The 18,261-nt window shown below is 70.7% G+C and carries 23 protein-coding genes and 1 tRNA gene; 11 read left to right on the top strand and 13 right to left on the bottom strand.

Translation table 11 applies throughout. From position 1 onward, the window contains the following. Positions 1 to 18: 18 nt before the first annotated feature. The 5 genes from CKO28_RS05495 (at position 19) to CKO28_RS05475 (ending at position 5,412) form a co-directional block, all read left to right on the top strand. Positions 19 to 981 carry a homoserine kinase gene (locus tag CKO28_RS05495; RefSeq protein WP_200339590.1) on the top strand — a complete coding sequence of 321 codons (963 nt, stop codon included), beginning with the start codon at positions 19 to 21 and terminating at the stop codon, positions 979 to 981. 116 nt (positions 982 to 1,097) lie between these two features. Next, a complete protein-coding gene (gene rnhA, locus CKO28_RS05490) occupies positions 1,098 to 1,565 on the top strand; it encodes a ribonuclease HI (RefSeq protein WP_200339589.1) in 468 nt (155 codons plus the stop codon). 130 nt (positions 1,566 to 1,695) lie between these two features. After that, entirely contained in the window at positions 1,696 to 3,012 is a 1,317-nt protein-coding gene (rsmB, locus tag CKO28_RS05485; RefSeq protein WP_200339587.1) for a 16S rRNA (cytosine(967)-C(5))-methyltransferase RsmB, read from the top strand. A 394-nt stretch (positions 3,013 to 3,406) separates the two neighbouring features. Further along, complete coding sequence (locus CKO28_RS05480; protein WP_200339585.1) at positions 3,407 to 4,837, top strand: AmpG family muropeptide MFS transporter; 1,431 nt, start codon at positions 3,407 to 3,409, stop codon at positions 4,835 to 4,837. A gap of 53 nt (positions 4,838 to 4,890) precedes the next feature. Then, entirely contained in the window at positions 4,891 to 5,412 is a 522-nt protein-coding gene (locus CKO28_RS05475; protein ID WP_200339583.1) for an O-acetyl-ADP-ribose deacetylase, read from the top strand. A gap of 176 nt (positions 5,413 to 5,588) precedes the next feature. Here CKO28_RS05475 and CKO28_RS05470 read toward each other — a convergent pair. Continuing rightward, positions 5,589 to 5,664 (bottom strand) — tRNA-Ala (locus CKO28_RS05470). Positions 5,665 to 6,063: 399 nt separating this feature from the next. Here CKO28_RS05470 and CKO28_RS05465 point away from each other — a divergent pair. The 3 genes from CKO28_RS05465 (at position 6,064) to folD (ending at position 7,817) form a co-directional block, all read left to right on the top strand. After that, on the top strand, positions 6,064 to 6,384 hold the full coding sequence (locus CKO28_RS05465; protein WP_200339581.1) for a YggT family protein: 321 nt from the start codon (positions 6,064 to 6,066) through the stop codon (positions 6,382 to 6,384). A gap of 15 nt (positions 6,385 to 6,399) precedes the next feature. Then, positions 6,400 to 6,714, top strand: coding sequence for a DUF167 domain-containing protein (locus CKO28_RS05460; RefSeq protein ID WP_200339580.1), 315 nt, complete (start codon positions 6,400 to 6,402; stop codon positions 6,712 to 6,714). A gap of 188 nt (positions 6,715 to 6,902) precedes the next feature. Beyond that, positions 6,903 to 7,817, top strand: a complete 915-nt coding sequence (gene folD, locus CKO28_RS05455; protein WP_200339578.1) for a bifunctional methylenetetrahydrofolate dehydrogenase/methenyltetrahydrofolate cyclohydrolase FolD — start codon at positions 6,903 to 6,905, stop codon at positions 7,815 to 7,817. Positions 7,818 to 8,051: 234 nt separating this feature from the next. Here folD and CKO28_RS05450 read toward each other — a convergent pair whose 3' ends face one another. Beyond that, on the bottom strand, positions 8,052 to 8,432 hold the full coding sequence (locus tag CKO28_RS05450) for a DUF3253 domain-containing protein (protein WP_200339576.1): 381 nt from the start codon (positions 8,430 to 8,432) through the stop codon (positions 8,052 to 8,054). A gap of 206 nt (positions 8,433 to 8,638) precedes the next feature. On the opposite strand from CKO28_RS05450, the gene CKO28_RS05445 reads away from it, so the two are divergent. Continuing rightward, on the top strand, positions 8,639 to 9,346 hold the full coding sequence (locus CKO28_RS05445; protein ID WP_200339574.1) for an NnrU family protein: 708 nt from the start codon (positions 8,639 to 8,641) through the stop codon (positions 9,344 to 9,346). A gap of 79 nt (positions 9,347 to 9,425) precedes the next feature. On the opposite strand, the gene CKO28_RS05440 is transcribed toward CKO28_RS05445, so the two are convergent. The 11 genes from CKO28_RS05440 to CKO28_RS05390 all read right to left on the bottom strand — a co-directional run bounded on the left by CKO28_RS05440 (position 9,426) and on the right by CKO28_RS05390 (position 16,048). Then, positions 9,426 to 9,770 carry a hypothetical protein gene (locus CKO28_RS05440; RefSeq protein WP_200339572.1) on the bottom strand — a complete coding sequence of 115 codons (345 nt, stop codon included), beginning with the start codon at positions 9,768 to 9,770 and terminating at the stop codon, positions 9,426 to 9,428. 78 nt (positions 9,771 to 9,848) lie between these two features. After that, positions 9,849 to 11,057, bottom strand: coding sequence for an argininosuccinate synthase (locus CKO28_RS05435; protein WP_200339570.1), 1,209 nt, complete (start codon positions 11,055 to 11,057; stop codon positions 9,849 to 9,851). Between the two features lie 221 nt (positions 11,058 to 11,278). Beyond that, a complete protein-coding gene (locus tag CKO28_RS05430) occupies positions 11,279 to 11,674 on the bottom strand; it encodes a HEPN domain-containing protein (protein WP_200339568.1) in 396 nt (131 codons plus the stop codon). Continuing rightward, entirely contained in the window at positions 11,671 to 11,991 is a 321-nt protein-coding gene (locus CKO28_RS05425; protein WP_200339566.1) for a nucleotidyltransferase domain-containing protein, read from the bottom strand. The genes CKO28_RS05430 and CKO28_RS05425 overlap by 4 nt, the downstream gene beginning before the upstream one ends. Positions 11,992 to 12,059: 68 nt before the next feature. Then, entirely contained in the window at positions 12,060 to 12,461 is a 402-nt protein-coding gene (locus CKO28_RS05420; RefSeq protein WP_200339564.1) for a HEPN domain-containing protein, read from the bottom strand. Then, entirely contained in the window at positions 12,458 to 12,778 is a 321-nt protein-coding gene (locus CKO28_RS05415; RefSeq protein WP_200339562.1) for a nucleotidyltransferase domain-containing protein, read from the bottom strand. Before CKO28_RS05415 ends, CKO28_RS05420 begins: the two co-directional genes overlap by 4 nt. Positions 12,779 to 12,855: 77 nt before the next feature. Continuing rightward, a complete protein-coding gene (locus tag CKO28_RS05410) occupies positions 12,856 to 13,077 on the bottom strand; it encodes a hypothetical protein (protein WP_200339560.1) in 222 nt (73 codons plus the stop codon). 3 nt (positions 13,078 to 13,080) lie between these two features. Then, positions 13,081 to 13,410: a hypothetical protein gene (locus tag CKO28_RS05405; RefSeq protein WP_200339558.1), complete on the bottom strand. Its 330-nt coding sequence runs from the start codon at positions 13,408 to 13,410 to the stop codon at positions 13,081 to 13,083. Between the two features lie 9 nt (positions 13,411 to 13,419). After that, positions 13,420 to 14,604, bottom strand: a complete 1,185-nt coding sequence (gene rlmN / locus CKO28_RS05400) for a dual-specificity RNA methyltransferase RlmN (RefSeq protein WP_200339644.1) — start codon at positions 14,602 to 14,604, stop codon at positions 13,420 to 13,422. Positions 14,605 to 14,729: 125 nt separating this feature from the next. Continuing rightward, positions 14,730 to 15,254, bottom strand: coding sequence for an invasion associated locus B family protein (locus tag CKO28_RS05395; protein ID WP_242480350.1), 525 nt, complete (start codon positions 15,252 to 15,254; stop codon positions 14,730 to 14,732). Positions 15,255 to 15,409: 155 nt separating this feature from the next. Continuing rightward, positions 15,410 to 16,048, bottom strand: a complete 639-nt coding sequence (locus CKO28_RS05390; RefSeq protein WP_200339554.1) for an RNA methyltransferase — start codon at positions 16,046 to 16,048, stop codon at positions 15,410 to 15,412. 157 nt (positions 16,049 to 16,205) lie between these two features. Here CKO28_RS05390 and CKO28_RS05385 point away from each other — a divergent pair, with 157 nt between their 5' ends. Both CKO28_RS05385 and CKO28_RS05380 read left to right on the top strand, forming a co-directional pair. Continuing rightward, on the top strand, positions 16,206 to 17,252 hold the full coding sequence (locus CKO28_RS05385) for an asparaginase (protein ID WP_200339552.1): 1,047 nt from the start codon (positions 16,206 to 16,208) through the stop codon (positions 17,250 to 17,252). A gap of 18 nt (positions 17,253 to 17,270) precedes the next feature. Continuing rightward, positions 17,271 to 18,257, top strand: a complete 987-nt coding sequence (locus CKO28_RS05380; RefSeq protein WP_200339550.1) for an NADPH:quinone oxidoreductase family protein — start codon at positions 17,271 to 17,273, stop codon at positions 18,255 to 18,257. Positions 18,258 to 18,261 lie beyond the last annotated feature (4 nt).

Raw genomic sequence — 18,261 nt, 5'->3', positions numbered from 1 at the left:
CACTTCCCCCGGGCACGCATGGCCGTCTACACCGAAGTCACCGACGACGACGTCGCGGCCTTTCTGCGGGAATACGACCTGGGCGAGGTGGTCTCGATGAAGGGGATCGCCGAGGGCGTGGAGAACTCCAACTTCCTGCTCTCGACGACCACCGGCACCTACATCCTCACCCTGTACGAAAAGCGGGTGAAGCGCGACGACCTGCCGTTTTTCCTGGGGCTGATGGAACATCTGGCCGGGCGCGGCATCCGCTGCCCGACGCCGATCCACGGGCGCGACGGGCAGGCGCTGCGCGAGCTGTGCGGCCGGCCGGCGGCGATCGTGACGTTCCTGCAGGGGATGTGGCCCAAGCGCATCCATGTGAACCACTGCCGCAAGCTGGGCCGCGCGATCGGCGAGATGCACGCGGCCGGGCGCGACTTCCCGCTGCGTCGGCCGAACGACCTGAGCGTCGACGGCTGGCGGCCGCTGCTGGAGGCCTGCGGCGCGCGCGCGGACGAGGTCGAGCCGGGCCTGGCGCGCGAGCTCAAGACCGAGCTGGACGTGCTGGAACAGGCCTGGCCGCGCGACTTGCCGGAAGGCGTGATTCACGCCGACCTGTTCCCCGACAACGTGTTCTTCCACCAGGGCGAGGTGTCGGGCTTCATCGACTTCTATTTCGCCTGCAACGACCAGCTGGCCTACGACCTGGCGGTCTGCCTGAACGCCTGGTGCTTCGAGACCAACAACGACTTCAACGCCACCAAGGCGCGCGCCCTGCTGCAGTCCTACCAGGAAGTCCGCCGCTTCTCCGACGCGGAGCTGCAGGCGATCCCGACCCTGGCGCGCGGGGCGGCGATGCGCTTCCTGCTGACCCGCCTGTTCGACTGGCTGAACCACCCGGAGGGCGCCTACGTCGCGCCCAAGGACCCGCGGGAGTACCTGCGCAAGCTGCGCTTCCACCGCGACGTCCGCGGGCCCGGCGCGTACGGGCTGACCTAACTGCTGAGATCGATGGTCTGCATGCCTTGGTGGCAGGGACGACCGGCGGGTCCCCGCTGCTCCCTTGGGAGGAGAGGGGATTAGTTACGCGATTGCAACGAACTAACAGGACGGGCATGACCGGCCGGAACGGCAGCGGCGACAGCGGCGACCGGATCGAGGCGTTCACCGACGGTGCCTGCTCGGGCAACCCGGGCCCAGGCGGCTGGGGCGCGATCCTGCGCTGGCGCGGCCACGAAAAGGAACTGGCGGGCGGCGAGCCGGAGACCACCAACAACCGCATGGAGCTGATGGCCGCGATCCAGGTGCTGGAGGCGATCAAGGGCGAGAACCGGCGGGTCCGGATCGTCACCGACAGCAACTACCTGCGCCAGGGCATCACCCAGTGGATCCACGCCTGGCGGCGCAAGGGCTGGAAGACGGCGGACAACAAGCCGGTCAAGAACAAGGACCTGTGGCAGCGCCTGGAAGCCGCGCTGAAGACCCACGAGGTCGAATGGGCCTGGACCAAGGGCCACGCCGGCCACCCCGAGAACGAACGCGCCGACGCCCTCGCCCGCGAGGCCCTCAAGCAGTACAAGTAAGAATCTTTACCGCCAGCACGCGAGGCCGCCAAGGAACAGAACCGGCTTGGCCTCCTTGATCTCCGCTGTGGTGGCCCAGCTGAAAATCTCCCCTCCGCACGAACGCCGCGGCCGTGCTACATGCGCGGGCATGAGCGAGACCGAGACCCAACCCGCCGCCGGCCGGGAAGCCCGTCGGGCCGCGTTCGAGCTGCTGCGCGCGGTGCTGCGCAAGGGGCGCACGCTGGAGGACGCGCTGGCGGACACGCCGCGCCTGGACGACCTGGCGCCGCGCGACCGCGCGTTCACCCGGCACCTGGCGGCGACCGTGCTGCGCCGGCTCGGCCAGCTGGACGACGCGATCGCGCGCTGCCTGGACAAGCCGCTGAAGGGCAAGCTGAACGCGGTGCAGGATCTGCTGCGCCTGGGCGCGGCCCAGCTGTTGATCCTGGAGGTGCCGGCGCACGCCGCCGTCGGCGAGACGGTGGGGCTGGCGACCGGCGTGCGCGTGGGCGCGCACAAGGGCCTGCTGAACGCCGTGCTGCGCCGCCTGGACCGGGAGCGCGCGCAAATCCTGGCGAGCCAAGACGCGGCGCGCCTGTCCGCGCCCGACTGGCTGTGGCGGCGCTGGACGGCCGCCTACGGCGAGGCCACCGCGCATGCGATCGCCCAGGCGCAGCTGGCCGAGCCGCCGCTGGACCTGAGCGTGCAGGCCGACCCCGACGGCTGGGCGCAGAAGCTGGACGCGATCCGCCTGCCGAGCGGCACGCTGCGCCTGACCGGCGCGCGCGGCGACGTGCGCAGGCTGCCCGGCTACGACGACGGCGCCTGGTGGGTGCAGGACGCCGCCGCCGCCCTGCCCGCGCGCCTGCTGGGCGCGGTCGACGGGCAGCGCGTGTTCGACCTGTGCGCCGCGCCCGGCGGCAAGACGGCGCAGCTGGCCGCGGCCGGCGCCCACGTCATGGCGGTCGACCGCTCGGAAACCCGGCTGCGCCAGCTGGAGGGAAACCTGGCCCGGCTGTCGCTCGCCGCCGCCACCGTGGCCGCGGAGATCCAGACCTGGACCCCGCCGGACACGCCCGAAAAGATCCTGCTGGACGCGCCCTGCAGCGCGACCGGCACGCTGCGCCGCCACCCCGACATCGCCCACCTGAAGCGCCCGGAAGACCCCGCCGCGATGGCCGAATTGCAGGCCGCGCTGCTGGCCGCCGCCGCCGAGATGCTCGCCCCCGGCGGCACGCTGGTCTACGCCGTCTGCTCGCTCGAGCCGGAGGAGGGCGTCGAACGGGTCCAGGCGTTGTTGCGTGACCGCAACGATTTCGAACGGATGCCGGTCAGCGCCGAGGAGCTGGGCGTCCCGGCCGAGGCGATCACCGCGCACGGCGACCTGCGCACCCTGCCCTGCCACTGGGCCGAGCAGGGCGGCATGGACGGGTTTTACGCCGCGCGACTGAACAAGCGGGGGTGAGAACTCATACCCGCTCCTCGACTGGGAGGAGAGGGTCGAGGAGAGGAGGTTGCCGGCGGCATCGACCCGTCAGGCGCCCTTCGACACGCCCCGCTTCGCGGGCCTGCTCAGGACGACGTCGATGTTTTTAACTGCTGATATAGCCATCCCTTTTTTCTTTTTGGACGTCATCATGAGCAGGCCGCGTCAGCGGCCGTGTCGAAGGACGCCACACGGGCCTTTCGCAGGTCGAGTCCGACCCGAACGACACAATCCGACGTTCGCTTGATGACTCGAAAATTAACCCGCCCGCCCGGACAGTGGCGGTCTTAACACCGTCACAGCGTCGGCGATGGCGTGGGCGGGCGCGGTCGGGTTACACCGGCCGCGCAACGATGGGAGCGAGCCGCAGCCGATGAACGCGTCCCCCGACCCCGCCGCCCAGCGCGGCTGGCTGGCGAGCTGGCTCCTGTCCGCGCGCGTCTACCTGCACCCGCGGGTGGCCGGGATGCTGTTCCTGGGGTTCTCCGCCGGCCTGCCGTTCCTGTTGATCTTCGCCACCTTGTCCGCCTGGCTGCGCGAGGACGGCGTGACCGCGACCACGATCGGCTTCTTCTCCTGGGCCGGGATCATGTTCTCGATCAAGGTCGTCTGGGCGCCGGTGGTCGACCGGATGCGCCTGCCGCTGTTGACCCGCTGGCTCGGCCGGCGGCGCAGCTGGATGCTGCTGGGCCAGGTCGGCGTGGCGGCCGGGCTGCTGGCGATCGCGGCCTCGGATCCGAGCGCGGACATCCCGCGCCTGGCGATGGTCGCGGTCGCGATCGCGTTCTTCTCCGCCACCCAGGACGTCGCGATCGACGCCTACCGGATCGAGGCGGTGCAGCGCGCGGTGCAGGGCGCGATGGCGGCGGCCTACATCCTGGGCTACCGGCTGGCGCTGCTGGTCGCGGGCGCGGGCGCGCTCTACATCGCGGAATTCGTCTCCTGGCCCGCCGCCTACACCGCGATGGCGGCCTGCATGGGCGTCGGCATGGCGACCGTGCTGCTGATCCGGGAGCCGGAGAAGCAGCGCGACCTGGCCGCCGAACACGGCGCGCGCCTGCCCGCCCGCCTGGCGGGCGCGCGCATGCCGGCCGGCGTCCGGCGCACGCTCGCCTGGCTGTACGGCGCGGTGGCCTGCCCGTTCCTCGACTTCTTCGGCCGCTACGGCCGGGCGGCGCTGATGATCCTGGCGTTCGTGGCCGTCTACCGCCTGTCCGACATCACCATGGGGGTGATGGCGAATCCCTTCTACATCGACCTCGGCTTCTCCAAGGCGGAGATCGCCAGCGTCACCAAGGTGTTCGGCTTCGCCATGTCGATCGCGGGCGCCTTCCTGGGCGGGCTGCTGGTGGCGCGGCTGGGAGTGCTGCGGCCGCTGGTGATCGGGGCGCTCCTGGTCGCGGTCACCAACCTGCTGTTCGCGGTCCTGGCCCAGGCCGGCCCGGACATCCGGCTTTTGACCATGACGATCAGCGCGGACAACCTGGCCGGTGGGCTTGCCGGGGCGGTCTTCGTCGCGTACCTGTCGTCCCTGACATCGACCGCCTACACGGCCACGCAGTACGCCCTGTTCTCCTCGCTGATGACCCTGCCGGGGAAATTCATGGGCGGCTTCGGCGGGATCGTGGTGGACACCCGCGGCTACGTCGACTTCTTCCTGATCGCGGCCGCGATCGGCCTGCCGGCGATCGCGCTCGCGCTCTGGGTGATCCACCGCGGCCCGCGCGGCGAGGCGGCCGGCACGAACGAAACGGCACAGTCACAGCCGGACGGCCCGACCGCCGAAGCCGACGCCCCGCGCTAGCTTCGGCGGCCTGCGTGAAGGCCGGATCGGCTCGCGAGCAGGAGGCAGCAGCCATGAGCGACAGCGTCGACGCCCGCATCGAGGTCATCCAGGGCGACATCACGCAGCTGGAGGTCGACGCCATCGTCAACGCGGCGAACAAGCAGCTCGCCGGCGGCGGCGGCGTCGACGGCGCGATCCACCGCGCGGCCGGGCCGGAGCTGAAGGACGCCTGCCAGAAGATCGGCGGCTGCGCGCCCGGGCAGGCGGTGGTCACGCCCGGCTTCAAGCTGCCCGCCCGGCACGTGGTGCACACGGTCGGCCCGGTCTGGTCCGGCGGCACCGCCGGCGAGGACGACACGCTGGCGCAGGCCTATCGCAACTCCCTGAAACGGGCCGCGGAGCACGACGCCCGCACGGTCGCCTTCCCGGCGATCTCGACCGGCGCCTACGGCTTCCCGCTGGACCGCGCCACCCGGATCGCCGTCGACACGGTGCGCGCCGCGCTCGCCGAGATGGCGCTGCCGGAAAAGGTCATGTTCTGCTGTTTCGATGCCGAAACAAAGCAGATCTACGAGCAGGCCCTCGGGCGGTAGGCCGCGGCCGATGCCCGCGCCGTCGCCGGCCGATCGAACGTAACCGCCCTACGCACGCGCCAACGTCGGGCGCGCAGCCCCCACCACGCCGGCGCTGGACGGACATGCCCGCGCGAACAGCGACACGGCGCGGGCCGGAAATGCGGCGGGGAACGAAGCGAACGGCGGGGGAAAATTGGTGGAGCCGGCGGGACTCGAACCCGCGACCTCTAGAGTGCGATTCTAGCGCTCTCCCAGCTGAGCTACGGCCCCACGCTGTCGCGCGCGAGCGGGCGCGTCAGCCCGCGCGCGGCGCAGCCCTCATGTAGCCCGCGCCGGGCTTGGACACAAGGGCCGGATGACGCCCGCCGACGATCGCTGGGACGTGCGCGGCCGGCGGGCGTCGCTGCGCGCCGGAGCATGCAAATCCGCCCCGGGCGGATCAAGGGGCGATTTGCGCCGATCGCGTTTGTTCGCCGCGCACCGGGCAGCGGGTGAGGTCCGGTCGCGCCGAGACCGGCAGCGGCTTGTCTCGCGGTGCGGCCATGACTAGATTGGCGCCGGCTTTTCCGCCCGGCCCGCGCGCACCCGTGCGTTCGGACGCGGCCGTCGACAGATCCGAACGGGGCCGCCCGGCCTTCCCGTCCCACGCTCCCGAGAGGCAGCTGCTTCATGGTCATCCTGGGCCCGCTGATCGAGATCATCATCGTCGCGATCGATCTCTACATCTGGGCGATCATCATTTCCGCGATCCTGAGCTGGCTGATCGCCTTCGACGTGATCAACACGACCAACCGGTTGGTCTATACCATCCTGGACTTCCTGGGCCGGGTGACGGAGCCCGCGCTGCGGCCGATCCGCAACATCATGCCCAACCTGGGCGGGATCGACATCTCGCCGATCATCCTGATCCTGGGCCTGTTCTTCGTGCAGCGGGTGCTCGGCAACCTGCGCTACGAGATGGTGGCCGGCGCCGGCATGGGCGGCATGTAGCTCTCCAGCCCGGCGATGACCGGCGCGCGGCCCTGGCGGCCCGCCGACGGCGGTCTGCGCGTCGACCTGCAGGTCACGCCCGGGGCCAAGGCGGACCGGGTCGGCGGCGTCGAGGTGCTGGCCGACGGCACGCCCGTGCTGCGGGTGCGCCTGAAGGCGCCGCCCGCCGACGGCAAGGCGAACCAGGCGCTGGTCAGGCTGCTCGCCAAGCGCTGGGGCCTCGCCAGGTCCGACGTGACGCTGGTCGCGGGCACGGCGGCGCGGCGCAAGCGTGTGCATCTGGCGGGCGATCCGGACGCGCTTGCCGCGCGTCTGCACGATGAGCTATAGCCGCCCGGCCCGCGCCGAGGCGGGACGCGTCGGTCTGGGATCGTTCGATGGCGGTTCCGGGCGAACGCCAGGCCTTCGGGCGACGGCAGACTTGTCGTCGCCGTGCGCGGCCGATGCCGCCCCCGCACCGCGTGCCGCCCGGACCGACCTCGACCCCGACCCACAGAACCAAGCGAGTGCCCCCACGAATGGCCGATCCGCAGAACCCAGGCGCCCAATTGATCGATGGCAAGGCGTTCGCCAGCGAGGTCCGCGCGCGCGTCGGCCGGCAGGTCGACCAGCTGACGCAGCGGCACGGCATCCAGCCGGGCCTGGCCGTCGTGCTGGTGGGCGAGGACGCCGCCAGCCAAGTCTACGTCAACATGAAGGCGAAGAAGACGGCGGAGGTCGGCATGCAGTCGTTCGAGCACCGCCTGCCCGCCGACACGGCCGAACGGACGCTGCTCGACCTGGTGCGCCAGCTGAACGACGACCCGGCCGTCCACGGCATCCTGGTGCAGTTGCCGCTGCCCGGGCAGATCGATTCGGAAAAGGTGCTGGCGACGATCGAGCCGACCAAGGATGTCGACGGCTTCCACGTCGTCAACGCCGGCCTGCTCAGCCGCGGCCAGCTGGACCGCGCGCTGGTGCCCTGCACGCCGATGGGGAGCCTGATGCTGCTGGAACACCAGCTGGGCGACCTGACCGGGCTCAACGCGGTCGTGCTCGGGCGCTCCAACATCGTCGGCAAGCCGATGAGCCAGCTGCTGTTGGCGCGCAGCTGCACCGTCACGGTCGCGCATTCCAAGACCAGGAACCTGGCCGAGGTGTGCCGCACCGCCGACATCCTGATCGCCGCGGTGGGGCGTACCCGGATGGTTCAGGGCGACTGGATCAAGCCGGGCGCCACGGTGATCGACGTCGGCATCAACCGCCTGCCGCCCGAGCGCGAGGGCGAAAAGGGCCCGCTGGTCGGCGACGTCGACTTCGACGCCGCCCGCCGCGTCGCCGGCGCGATCACCCCGGTGCCGGGCGGCGTCGGCCCGATGACGATCGCCGTCCTGCTCGCCAACACCGTCACCGCCTGCTGCCGCGCCAACGGGATCGCTGAGCCGAAGGGGTAGCGGGCGCGCCCGGATTATGAGGCTGTCCGGTTAGAGCAGGCATTCAAGCTTCTATAGCCGTCGGGCGTCCTTCGACACGGCCGACTGCGTCGACCTGCTCAGGATGACGTCGAATATTCATGCAATATAGACTAATATTCATGGGATAAAAACGAAGACGTCATCCTGAGCAGGCCCGAAGGGCCGTGTCGAAGGACGCACGACGGGTGGCGACACGTAGGCCGCCGCCACCGCTTACTCAGACCCGCCGGTATGCCCACCGATCTCCACCGGCAAACTCAGCCGGACCACGCCTTTGACCGGGACCGTCGGGTCGACCGGCTTGCCCCGGCGCAGGATCGAGATGCGGCCCTGGCGGGCCAGGTTCTTGGCCTGCTGGCGCACCGCCGGCAGGTACTTGCGCCATAGGTCCGGCGGGTCGGTCGGCTTGCGCCGCTGCTCGGCGAACGCCCGGGCGACCTCGCTGGGGCAGATCGACTTGCCCGGCCCGCGTTGCTCGACCAGGCGCAGGATCTCGCCCGCCAGCGGGTCGCTGTCCTCGGTCCGCTTCGGGCGGTTCGGCTCGGCGGCGCCGTCGGCATCGCCGGCGGCGGGCGTGTCGGGGCGCTCGGTCATCGCGGCAAAAGGTCCTGTTCCGGGGTTACCGGGCTTGCGGCGGCGGCCCGGCTTGTCGCACGGTTCAGCCCGGCGCCACAAGGCCGGCACCAATCCGCGCCGACGACAGGGCGCCGGCCCGACGTCGCGGGCAAGGCCGTGGATGGTTTCGACCGTCGGCGGCGCCGCCCGAGCGACCCACCAGCCGCGAAAGCCCCGCCGCACCCATGCTTGGAACCCTCGACGCCCTGTTCGCCGCCACGGTGTTCTTCGTGGGCGGTCACTTTCTTTTGTCCAGCCAGACGCTGCGCGATCCCGCGGTCAAGTTCCTCGGCGCCCAGGGCTTCACCACCGTCTATTCGCTGGCGATGACGGGCGCGCTGTTGTGGCTGGTGGTGGCCTACGGCGCCGCGCCGCCGGTCCCGGTCTGGTACCCGCCGATCGAGCTGTACTGGATCCCCACCGTGCTGAACCCGGTCGCGGCGGTGCTGGTGGTCTCGGGCGTGACCACCCGCAGCCCGACCATGGTCGGCGGCGACAAGCGCGCGGCCGAGCTGGGCCCGGAAGACCCGGCGCCCGGGATTCTGCGCATCACCCGGCATCCTTTCCTGTGGGGCGCGGCGCTGTGGTCGCTGTCGCACCTGTGCGTCAACGGCGACGCGGCGTCGATCGTGGTGTTCGCCGGGATGCTGATCCTGTCGCTGGGCGGCATGGTGCACATCGACATGAAGCGCCAGCACCAGATGGGCGCGGGCTGGGGCCCGATCCAGCTGACCACCAGCCTGATCCCGTTCGCCGCCCTGATCGCGGGGCGCACCAAGATGGACTGGAAGGGTCTCGGCCTGTGGCGACCGGTGGCGGGCCTGGCGGTCTACGCCGCGGTGATGCACCTGCACCCCTGGCTGATCGGGGTCAGCGCGCTGCCGCCGCATTGAACGGCCATGCGCCGGGCGGTATTCGATCGGGCCTGTGGCTGCCGCCCGGCATCCGGGGCCAGCGCCCCGGGCCGCCCGGTTACGCGGCGCGCTGGCTGAGCGCGCGGCGCATCAGCTTCTGGTAATAGGGCTGCGGCGCCAGGTACGTCGCGACCACCTGCTTGCCTTTGACCTCGACCACGGTGCCGCGGGTCGGGACTTCGACCTCCTCCCCGTCGACCTCGAGGCAGAAGGCGAACTGGAAGCGCTGGCGGGGCACCATGTCCTCGGTGACGCCGTCGATCGTCACGGTGGCGCGGTCGAACTGCGTGACCGGGTGGACCTTGCGGTCGATCCGCGCGCGCACCAGCGGCCCGGAAGCGCCGGCGGACCCGCCAGAGCCCGAATCGGCGGCTTTCGATTTGGACGGGCTGAACGGCCACACGGCTCCTGCTTTCCCTATACGGCCCACGCTCGGCCCGGAACCGTACGCATCCGCGGGTTAACAGGCGCTTAGCGGCGGCTATTTCTGCCGGCCGGAGAGACGCAGCCGCAGGGCGTTCAGCTTGATGAAGCCCTCGGCGTCGCGCTGGTCGTAGACCGTGTCCTCCTCGAAGGTGACGTGCTCCTGACTGTACAGCGACTCCGGGGAGCGGCGGCCCTCGACGGTCACGTTGCCCTTGTAGAGCTTGAGCCGGACGCGGCCGGTGACGTGCGCCTGGCTGCGGTCGATCAGGGCCTGCAGCATCTCGCGCTCCGGCGCCCACCAGAAGCCGTTGTAGATCAGCGTGGCGTAGCGCGGCATCAGCTCGTCCTTGAGGTGCGCGGCCTCGCGGTCGAGGGTGAGCGATTCGATCGCCCGGTGGGCGGCCAGCAGGATGGTGCCGCCCGGGGTTTCGTAGACGCCGCGCGACTTCATGCCGACGAAGCGGTTCTCCACGATGTCCAGCCGGCCGATGCCGTTGTCGCCCGCCAGCTGGTTCAGCCGCGCCAGCAGGTCGGCCGGCGACAGCGTGTCGCCGTCGACCGCGACCGGGTCGCCGCGCTCGAAGTCGATGGTGATCCGGGTCGGCCGGTCGGGCGCGTCCTCCGGCGCGGTCGTGCGGGTGTGGACGTATTCGGGCGCGGTCTCCCAGGGGTCCTCCAGCACCTTGCCCTCGGCGGAGATGTGCAGAAGGTTGGCGTCGACCGAAAATGGCGCCTCGCCCATGTTGTCCTTGGCGATCGGGATCTGGTGCTTCTCCGCGAAGTCGAGCAGCTTGGTGCGCGAGTTCAGGTCCCATTCGCGCCACGGCGCGATCACCTTGATGCCGGGCTCGAGCGCGTAGTAGCCGAGCTCGAAGCGGACCTGGTCGTTGCCCTTGCCGGTCGCGCCGTGACAGACGGCGTCGGCCCCGGTTGCGCGCGCGATCTCGATCTGGCGCTTGGCGATCAGCGGCCGGGCGATCGAGGTGCCCAGCAGGTATTCGCCCTCGTAGACGGCGTTGGCGCGGAACATCGGGAAGACGAAGTCGCGCACGAACTCCTCGCGCAGGTCGTCGACGTAGATGTTCTCGGGCTTGATGCCGAGCTGCTCCGCCTTGCGCCGCGCGGGCTCCAGCTCCTCGCCCTGGCCCAGGTCGGCGGTGAAGGTCACCACCTCGCAGCCGTAGGTCTCCTGCAGCCACTTCAGGATCACCGAGGTGTCCAGGCCGCCGGAATAGGCCAGCACGACCTTCTTGACGTCGCTCATCGCCGCTCTCGCGCTTGTCTTGGGTGTCTCGGGCGCACTTTTGGGACCCGCGGGCCCGGCGCGCGCGGAGTATAGGGATTAGGCGGTGTGGGGCAAGGAGACTGGACGCCGGGCGGCTTCGTGATCCAGCCGCCGCGCATACAGGGCGATAACGTCGTCGGCTCGCGGGCGCAAATCCAGCGCGCGGCGGACGCACCCGGGCAGGGCGTCGCGCGTCGGCCTTACCCGCCGTCGATCACCCGGTCGCAGAAGGCAATCACGGTGTCGCGCAGTTCGGAGATACGCTCCGCGTTGACGCGCGTCTCCTCGGGCCGGGCGTCGGGTTCGTAGTCGGCGCGGATACGCATTTCATAAGCCCGCTCAAGCGCATCCTTAATAGCTGCCGCATCGGCCTCAGGCTCCCGGGCCTTGGCAAGTTTGGCCAGCGCGTCGTGAACCGTGCCGTGTTTGGTTGGCGCCGTCCCGTGAACCGCAAGCAAGGCGGCGATAGCGGCGTGGAAAGCCGCATAGTAGCACGCGCTGATCACGGCGGACGGAGCCTGGGTCGGAGAAATGGCTTCCGCTTCAGCTCGTAAGCGCCGGGATTTGTCCAGATAGGCCTGATATTCGCCGCTCACGCCGTAACGCCTTCGGTGCGGATGTTCCGGAAAAAGAAATTGGTCTCGTCATAGCGGCTGGCTTCGAATGCCATCGCCTGGAGATAAACCGGCTCCTCGCCCAAAAACTCCGACGCCACCCTCACCACGGCAGCGCGATCCTCGTACCGGTAGTCGCGCACGAACACCGCGACGTCGAGGTCGCTGTCCTCCTCGTGGTCGCCGCGGGCGCGGGAGCCGAACGCGACCACCCGGTCGACGCGCCCGGGCAGGGCCTCGCGCACGCGCGCCTCGAAGCGCCGCAAGAGATCCCGGTCCTGGTCGCTGAGCCCGGCCATGGCACGGAGTTTACCGCGCCGGCACAACCGACGGCAACATTTCAGGAACAGGCGGGCGGGGGGGGGGTTTAGGTCTGGGCGGTTTCGACGATCTGTCGACAGAACTTCAGGACCTCATCGCGACACGCAAGGATCTCCCGCGCGTCCGCCTGTCGTTGCGCGATCGGCGTGTCGGCCAAATAATCGGCCCGGACGCGAAACTTATACGCCTGCACCACCGCGTGCCGGATCGCCGCTTCCTGCCCCGAGCCCACGGTGTTGCGGGCAAGTTGCGCGATCGCGTCGTTCACCTTGCCGTGCTTGCTTGGGGCGGTGCCATGGACCTGCAAGAGTGCTGCGACACCGGCGTGGTAGATCGCGTAGTAGCCGTAATGAATGACGGCTTCCGGGTCTTCCTCGGCATCGAACTTGTCCGCTTGCCGCACGAACCGCTGCGCCTGTCGCCGGTGCGGCTCAGCCTCGGGCGTCATGCGCCGACGCCTTCGGTGCGGATGTTGCGCAAGAGGAAGTTGGTCTCGTGATAGCGTGCCGCGTCGAAGCCGAGCGCACTTAGGAACGGCTCACCGTGTCCCAGGAATTCGGCGGCAACGCGGCTCAAGACGCGGTCGTCCTCGCGGGTCAGCCCGCGCACGAACACCGCGACGTCGAGGTCGCTGTCCGCCGCGTGATCGCCGCGGGCGCGGGAGCCGAAGGCGACCACGCGCTCGACGCGCCCGGGCAGGGCGTCGCGCACGCGCGCCTCGAAGCGCCGTAAGAGATCCCGGTCCTGATCGCTGAGCCCGGCCATGGCCCGCAGTTTACCGCACGGCCACGCGCGGCGGCAACGTGCCGGGAACGCGCGGGGTCGGCGGGGACGCGCTGTGCTCAGCCTTCGTCCGGCGCGTCCATCGCGGCGTCGGCCGGGGCCTCGTCGTCCTTCGGCCAGCGGATGAACGCCGCGAACCAGGCGGCCACCAGATAAGCCGGCGGGACCAGGGCGGTCAGCGCCCACAGCGGCGAGAAGCCGGCCTTGGTGGCGATCCGGGCGTGCAGCCAGACCAGCAGCACGGCGATCGCGATCTCGAACAGGAAGCCGCCCAGACCCATGGCTCAGCCGCTCCCGCCGCCGGAAGACTTGGGCGCGAACACGCCCTTGCCCGCGCGCCGGCTCTCGCCGTTCGGCCAGCTCTGGAACGCCAGGATCCCCGCGGCCGCCGGGAGACCGACGTAGGGCAGCAGCACCAGCAGGCTGAACCAGGGATTGAGCCCGGCCCGGCGGTAGATCCGCCAGAACGGGTAGATCAGCAGCAGCGAAAAGCCGAGCGTGACCGCGATGCTGAAGCCGGGGGCCATGCCGGGCCCCATCGGCCCCGGGCCGCCCATGCCCTCACCGGCCATGCCACCCGTGCCGCCGCCACCGTCCTGAGCGTGAGCTTGCATGCGCGCCAGCTACCCGGCCGGTTCGGCGGCGGCCGGCGCCGCGGCGTCGCGCACGGACTTCTTCTGGCGCTGGCTTTCCGAGCGCAGCTGGCCGCAGGCGGCCATGATGTCCTGCCCGCGCGGGGTGCGCACGGGGGCCGACAGGTTGGCCGCGTACAGGATGTCGGAGAACCGCTCGATCGCCTCCGGGCTGGAGCATTCGAACTCGGTGCCCGGCCAAGGGTTGAACGGGATCAGGTTGACCTTGGCCGGGATGCCGTCGAGCAGGCGGACCAGCTGGCGGGCCTCCGCCGGGCTGTCGTTGACGCCATCGATCATGACGTACTCGAAGGTGATCCGGCGGGCGTTGTTCAGCCCCGGATAGGCCCGGCAGGCCGCCATCAGCTGGTCCAGCGGATACTTCTTGTTGAGCGGCACCAGGTAGTCGCGCGTGGCGTCGTCGACCGCGTGCAGGGAGACGGCCAAGTTGACGCCCAACTCCTCGCCGCACGGCTGCATCATCGGCACCACGCCGCTGGTCGACAGCGTGATCCGCCGGCGCGAGAAGCCCAGGCCGTCGCCGTCCATCGCCTGGCGGATCATCTTGGCGACCGCGTCGTAGTTATACAGCGGCTCGCCCATGCCCATCAGGACGATGTTGGTCAGGCGCCGGCCGTCCTTCGGCGTCGGCCACTCGTTCAGTTCGTCGCGCGCCAGCATGATCTGGCCGAGCATTTCGCCGGCGGACAGGTTGCGCACCAGGCGCTGGGTGCCGGTATGGCAGAACCGGCAGGTCAGGGTGCAGCCGACCTGGGAGGAGATGCACAGCGTGCCGCGGTCCTCCTCCGGGATGAACACCGCCTCGACCTCCTGCAGGTCCGCCAGGCGCAGCAGCCACTTGATCGTGCCGTCGTGGCTGACCTGCTTGTCCTTGACCATCGGCCGGTCGAGCGAGGCGACCTCGGGCAGGCGCGCGCGCAGACCCTTCGCCAGAGTGGTCATCTGGTCGAAGTCGGTGGCGCCGCGGTGATGGATCCAATGGTACAGTTGCTTGGCGCGGAACTTGGGCTCGCCCAATTGCTCGACGAACGCCGTCAGCTCACCCCGGTCCATCCCGACCAGCGGGGTCCGCCGCTCGGCCGGGGTGCGCGGGCCGGCCTTGAACGGCCCGTGCCGGGGCGGCTGGAACCCAGTTTCGTGCGCCTGCGTGCTCATGTCCGCGTAGATAACCTCGCGCAGCGGGCGGGACAAGGAAAACGCCGGTTTGGGATGCAAACCGCTCGCCTCTCCTCGATTTGGAAGGAGGGGGATCAGTCGGGCGCCGCAGCCGGCAGCGGTCTTCAGTCGACGTTGCAGGCTTCGTTGATCGTGTTGTGCGCGGCCGTGAAGCCGAGCAGGGAATAGGTATCCGTCGTCTCCGTGTTGCTGTCGGACACGCCCTTCACGATCATCGTGCGCCCGGCACGCATCGCCTGCACCAGCGCCCGGTCGGTTTCCTTGTCCGGGGCCCAGGCGGTGTCCTTGTGGGTGAACAAGGTGAAGCCCTTGCCGTCGATCGACACGTTGACCCGGCTGTCCTCCTTGAACGGATAGCCGATCACGAAGCTGACCACGTTCTGGGTGCCTTGCGCCGGGCGGTGGGTCACCATGGCGTAGACTTCGCCGCGCCGGGTGTAGTCGCCTTCTTCCTTCTGCGGCTGACTGGCCATGTAGCAGACCTTGTTGCCGTCCTCCTGGAAGGTGAAGGCGCGCCAGTCCTCGAACTGGCCAAGGCTCTTGATGTCCTGGGCCTGCGCCGCGCTGGCAAGCAGCAGCGGCAGGGCGACCGTCACCGCCACGGCGGCGGTCGCGAGAAGGGTCCTCAACCGGTACAGGTGCATCCCGATCCTCTGTAGCGTTGTCGTCGTCGTGCGTGTGTGCGTCACGAGCGGTGTGGTGGCCTGGCGCGTCGGGCCCGTTGCGACGATAGGGTCGCGCCCCACGCGGCCCGCGGCGTCCCGATGTCGTGCCAGGAAGCTGCCTAGGTGCCCCCGGTGTCTTCCGGCGTGCCGCCGGATGCGGTGTGCGCGTGAGCCTGCGCTGGCTGGACGGGCCGTGTCGAGTCGTCGTTGCGCCCTGGTGTGGGTTCCGGCCCGCGCTGCCCGATCGGCGGCGCATGGCCGGCCGGCCGGGACACCTGCTCGGGCGCGGCCTGCAGGCCGACCGGCCGGCGCGCATGGCGCCCCAGAGAAATCACGCGATCGTACATCACGATCGCCCCGGCGGTGGCGACGTTCACGCAGAACTTTGTCGGAATCTTGACCACGGCGTCGCAGCGCGCCTGCATCTCCGGCGTCAGGCTGCCGCGCTCGCGCCCCAGCACGTAGGCCGCCATCAGCGGGTGCTTGAAGCTCGGCAGCTCGACCGAATCGTCGGTGAACTCGATCCCGATCAGCCGGCAGCCGCGCGGCAGCAGCAGCTGGTCGGTCCGGTCGAACACGTACAGCGGGACGTGCTGGGTCGCCGCGGAGGTGTCGGACTGCGCCACCGCGCGGGCGTCGAAGGCCGCGTTGACGGTGAAGAAGAACGACGCGTCGAAGGCGTGCGCGGAGCGCATCAGGTTGCCCAGGTTCATGGGCTTGCTGATCCCTTCGACGCCGATCCCGAAGTACCCTCGCATGGCGCCCGGTACCTTGCATGCCCCCTCCCCCCAAGGCAAGGTGATTCGCGGTTTCTGCCGCCCCGTCAGGCCCGCCGCTCACGGCTTCCGGGCGGGCATCCCGGCAGGTTCGAAAGATCGCCGCTTGCCCGCCAGTTTCGCAGGTTCACGCCCCGCCATGCCGTTCGACGCGCCCGCCGAGTCCGCCAACAATCCGGTGCTGGTCGAGGTGACCCGCGGCGGCGCGGTGGAAAGCCGGCACCGCGGCGCGTTCGCGGTGGTCGACACGGACGGGCGCGTGGTGCTCTCGGCCGGCCGCGTCGCGGCGCCGGTGTTCCCGCGCTCCGCGATCAAGCCGATCCAGGCGCTGCCGCTGATCGAAAGCGGCGCCGCCGATGCGTTCGCGTTGAGCGACGCCGAACTGGCGATCGCCTGCGCCAGCCACAACGGCGAACCCGACCAGGTCGAGGCGGTGACCGGCTGGCTGGCCCGGCTGGGTCTGGGCGCGGGCGACCTGGCGTGCGGCGGCCATGCGCCCAAGCACGAGCCGAGCGCCCGGGCCCTGGCGCGCGCCGGGCAGGCCTGGGACGGCCGGCACGACAACTGCTCCGGCAAGCACACCGGGTTCCTGACCCTGGCCCGGCAGCTGGGCGCGCCGACCCGCGGCTACGTCGGCTTCGCGCACCCGGTCCAGCAGCGGGTGCTGGGCGTGCTGGAGCAGATGACCGGGCTGGATGACCTGACCGCGCAGCCGCGCGGGATCGACGGCTGCGGCATCCCGACGATCGCCCTGCCGCTCGGCAACCTGGCGCTGGCGATGGCCCGCTTCGGCGCCGCGGACGACCAGCCGGAACGCCGCCAGGCCGCCTGCCGGCGCCTGCGGCACGCGCTCGCCGCGCAGCCGCGGATGATCGCCGGGACCGACCGGCTGGATAGCGCGATCGCGCAGGCACTGGGCCCCCGCTGCCTCGCCAAGACCGGCGCGGAGGGGGTGTACGGCGCGGCGCTGCCGGAGTTGGGGCTGGGCCTCGCGCTCAAGATCGACGACGGCGCCGGGCGCGCGGCCGAGGTCGCGTTGCTGCGCCTGCTAACCCGGCTGCAGCTGCTGGACGGCGCCGCGGGCGACGCCCTGGCCGGTCACGCCAATCCCGCGGTGACCGCGCGCGATGGCCGCACGGTGGGCGAGATCCGGCCGGCCGCGAACTTCCCGGGCCTGGGCGAGTAACCACAGAGGACGCCTGCGATGCGCCGGATCGCCTGCCGCGAGCACGGAGCGCTCGACACGCTGACGCTGGAGACCGATGCGCCGGTGCCCGAGCCCGGGCCGGGCGCGGTCGCGATCGAGGTCGCCGCCGCCGGGCTGAACTACGCCGACACGCTGATGGTCGCGGGCAGCTATCAGGCCACCCCCGAGCCGCCGTTCGCCCCGGGGCTGGAAGTCGCCGGCACGGTGCGCGCGCGCGGCCCCGGCGTGGACAGCCCGACCCCCGGCCAGCGGGTGCTGGCGATCCTGGATTCCGGCGGTTTCGCGGAGGTCGCGGTCGCCCGGGCGGCCGACGTGTTCGCGCTGCCCGAGGCGATGGACATGGCGACCGCCGCCGGCTGCCCGATCACCTACGGCACGGCCCACGGCGCGCTGGTGTGGCGCGCGCAGCTGAAACGCGGCGAGACGCTGCTGGTCCACGGTGCGGCCGGCGGCGCCGGCCTGGCCGCGGTCGAGGTCGGCAAGGCGCTGGGTGCGCGCGTGATCGCCACCGCCGGGGGACCGGAGAAGACCGCGATCGCGGCCGCCCACGGCGCCGACCACACGATCGACCACAAGGCCCAGGACATCCGCGCGGCGGTCAAGCAGGTGACCGACGGGCACGGCGCCGACGTCGTGTTCGATCCCGTGGGCGGCGAGGTGTTCGACGCCTCGATGCGCTGCATCGCCTGGTGCGGCCGGATCGTGGTGATCGGCTTCGCCAGCGGCACGGTCCCGCGGCCCAAGGCCAACCATTTGCTGGTCAAGAACGTCAGCGTGATGGGCCTGTACTGGGGCAGCTACCGCGCCCGCGCCCCGGAACTGATGCGCCGGCAGTTCGAGGACCTGTTCGCCTGGTACGGGTCCGGCCGCCTGCATCCGCGAATCTCGCGGACCTACCCGCTGCAGGACGCGGTGCAGGCATTGAGCGATCTGAAGGGCCGCAAGGCGACCGGCAAGCTGGTCGTGCAGGTGCGGGACGGCTAGCGGC

The sequence above is a fragment of the Rhodovibrio sodomensis genome, from assembly GCF_016583645.1.
Classification (GTDB): domain Bacteria; phylum Pseudomonadota; class Alphaproteobacteria; order Kiloniellales; family Rhodovibrionaceae; genus Rhodovibrio; species Rhodovibrio sodomensis.
Note: the sequence above shows the minus strand (reverse complement) of the source record. Positions and strands in the feature narration are given on the sequence as shown.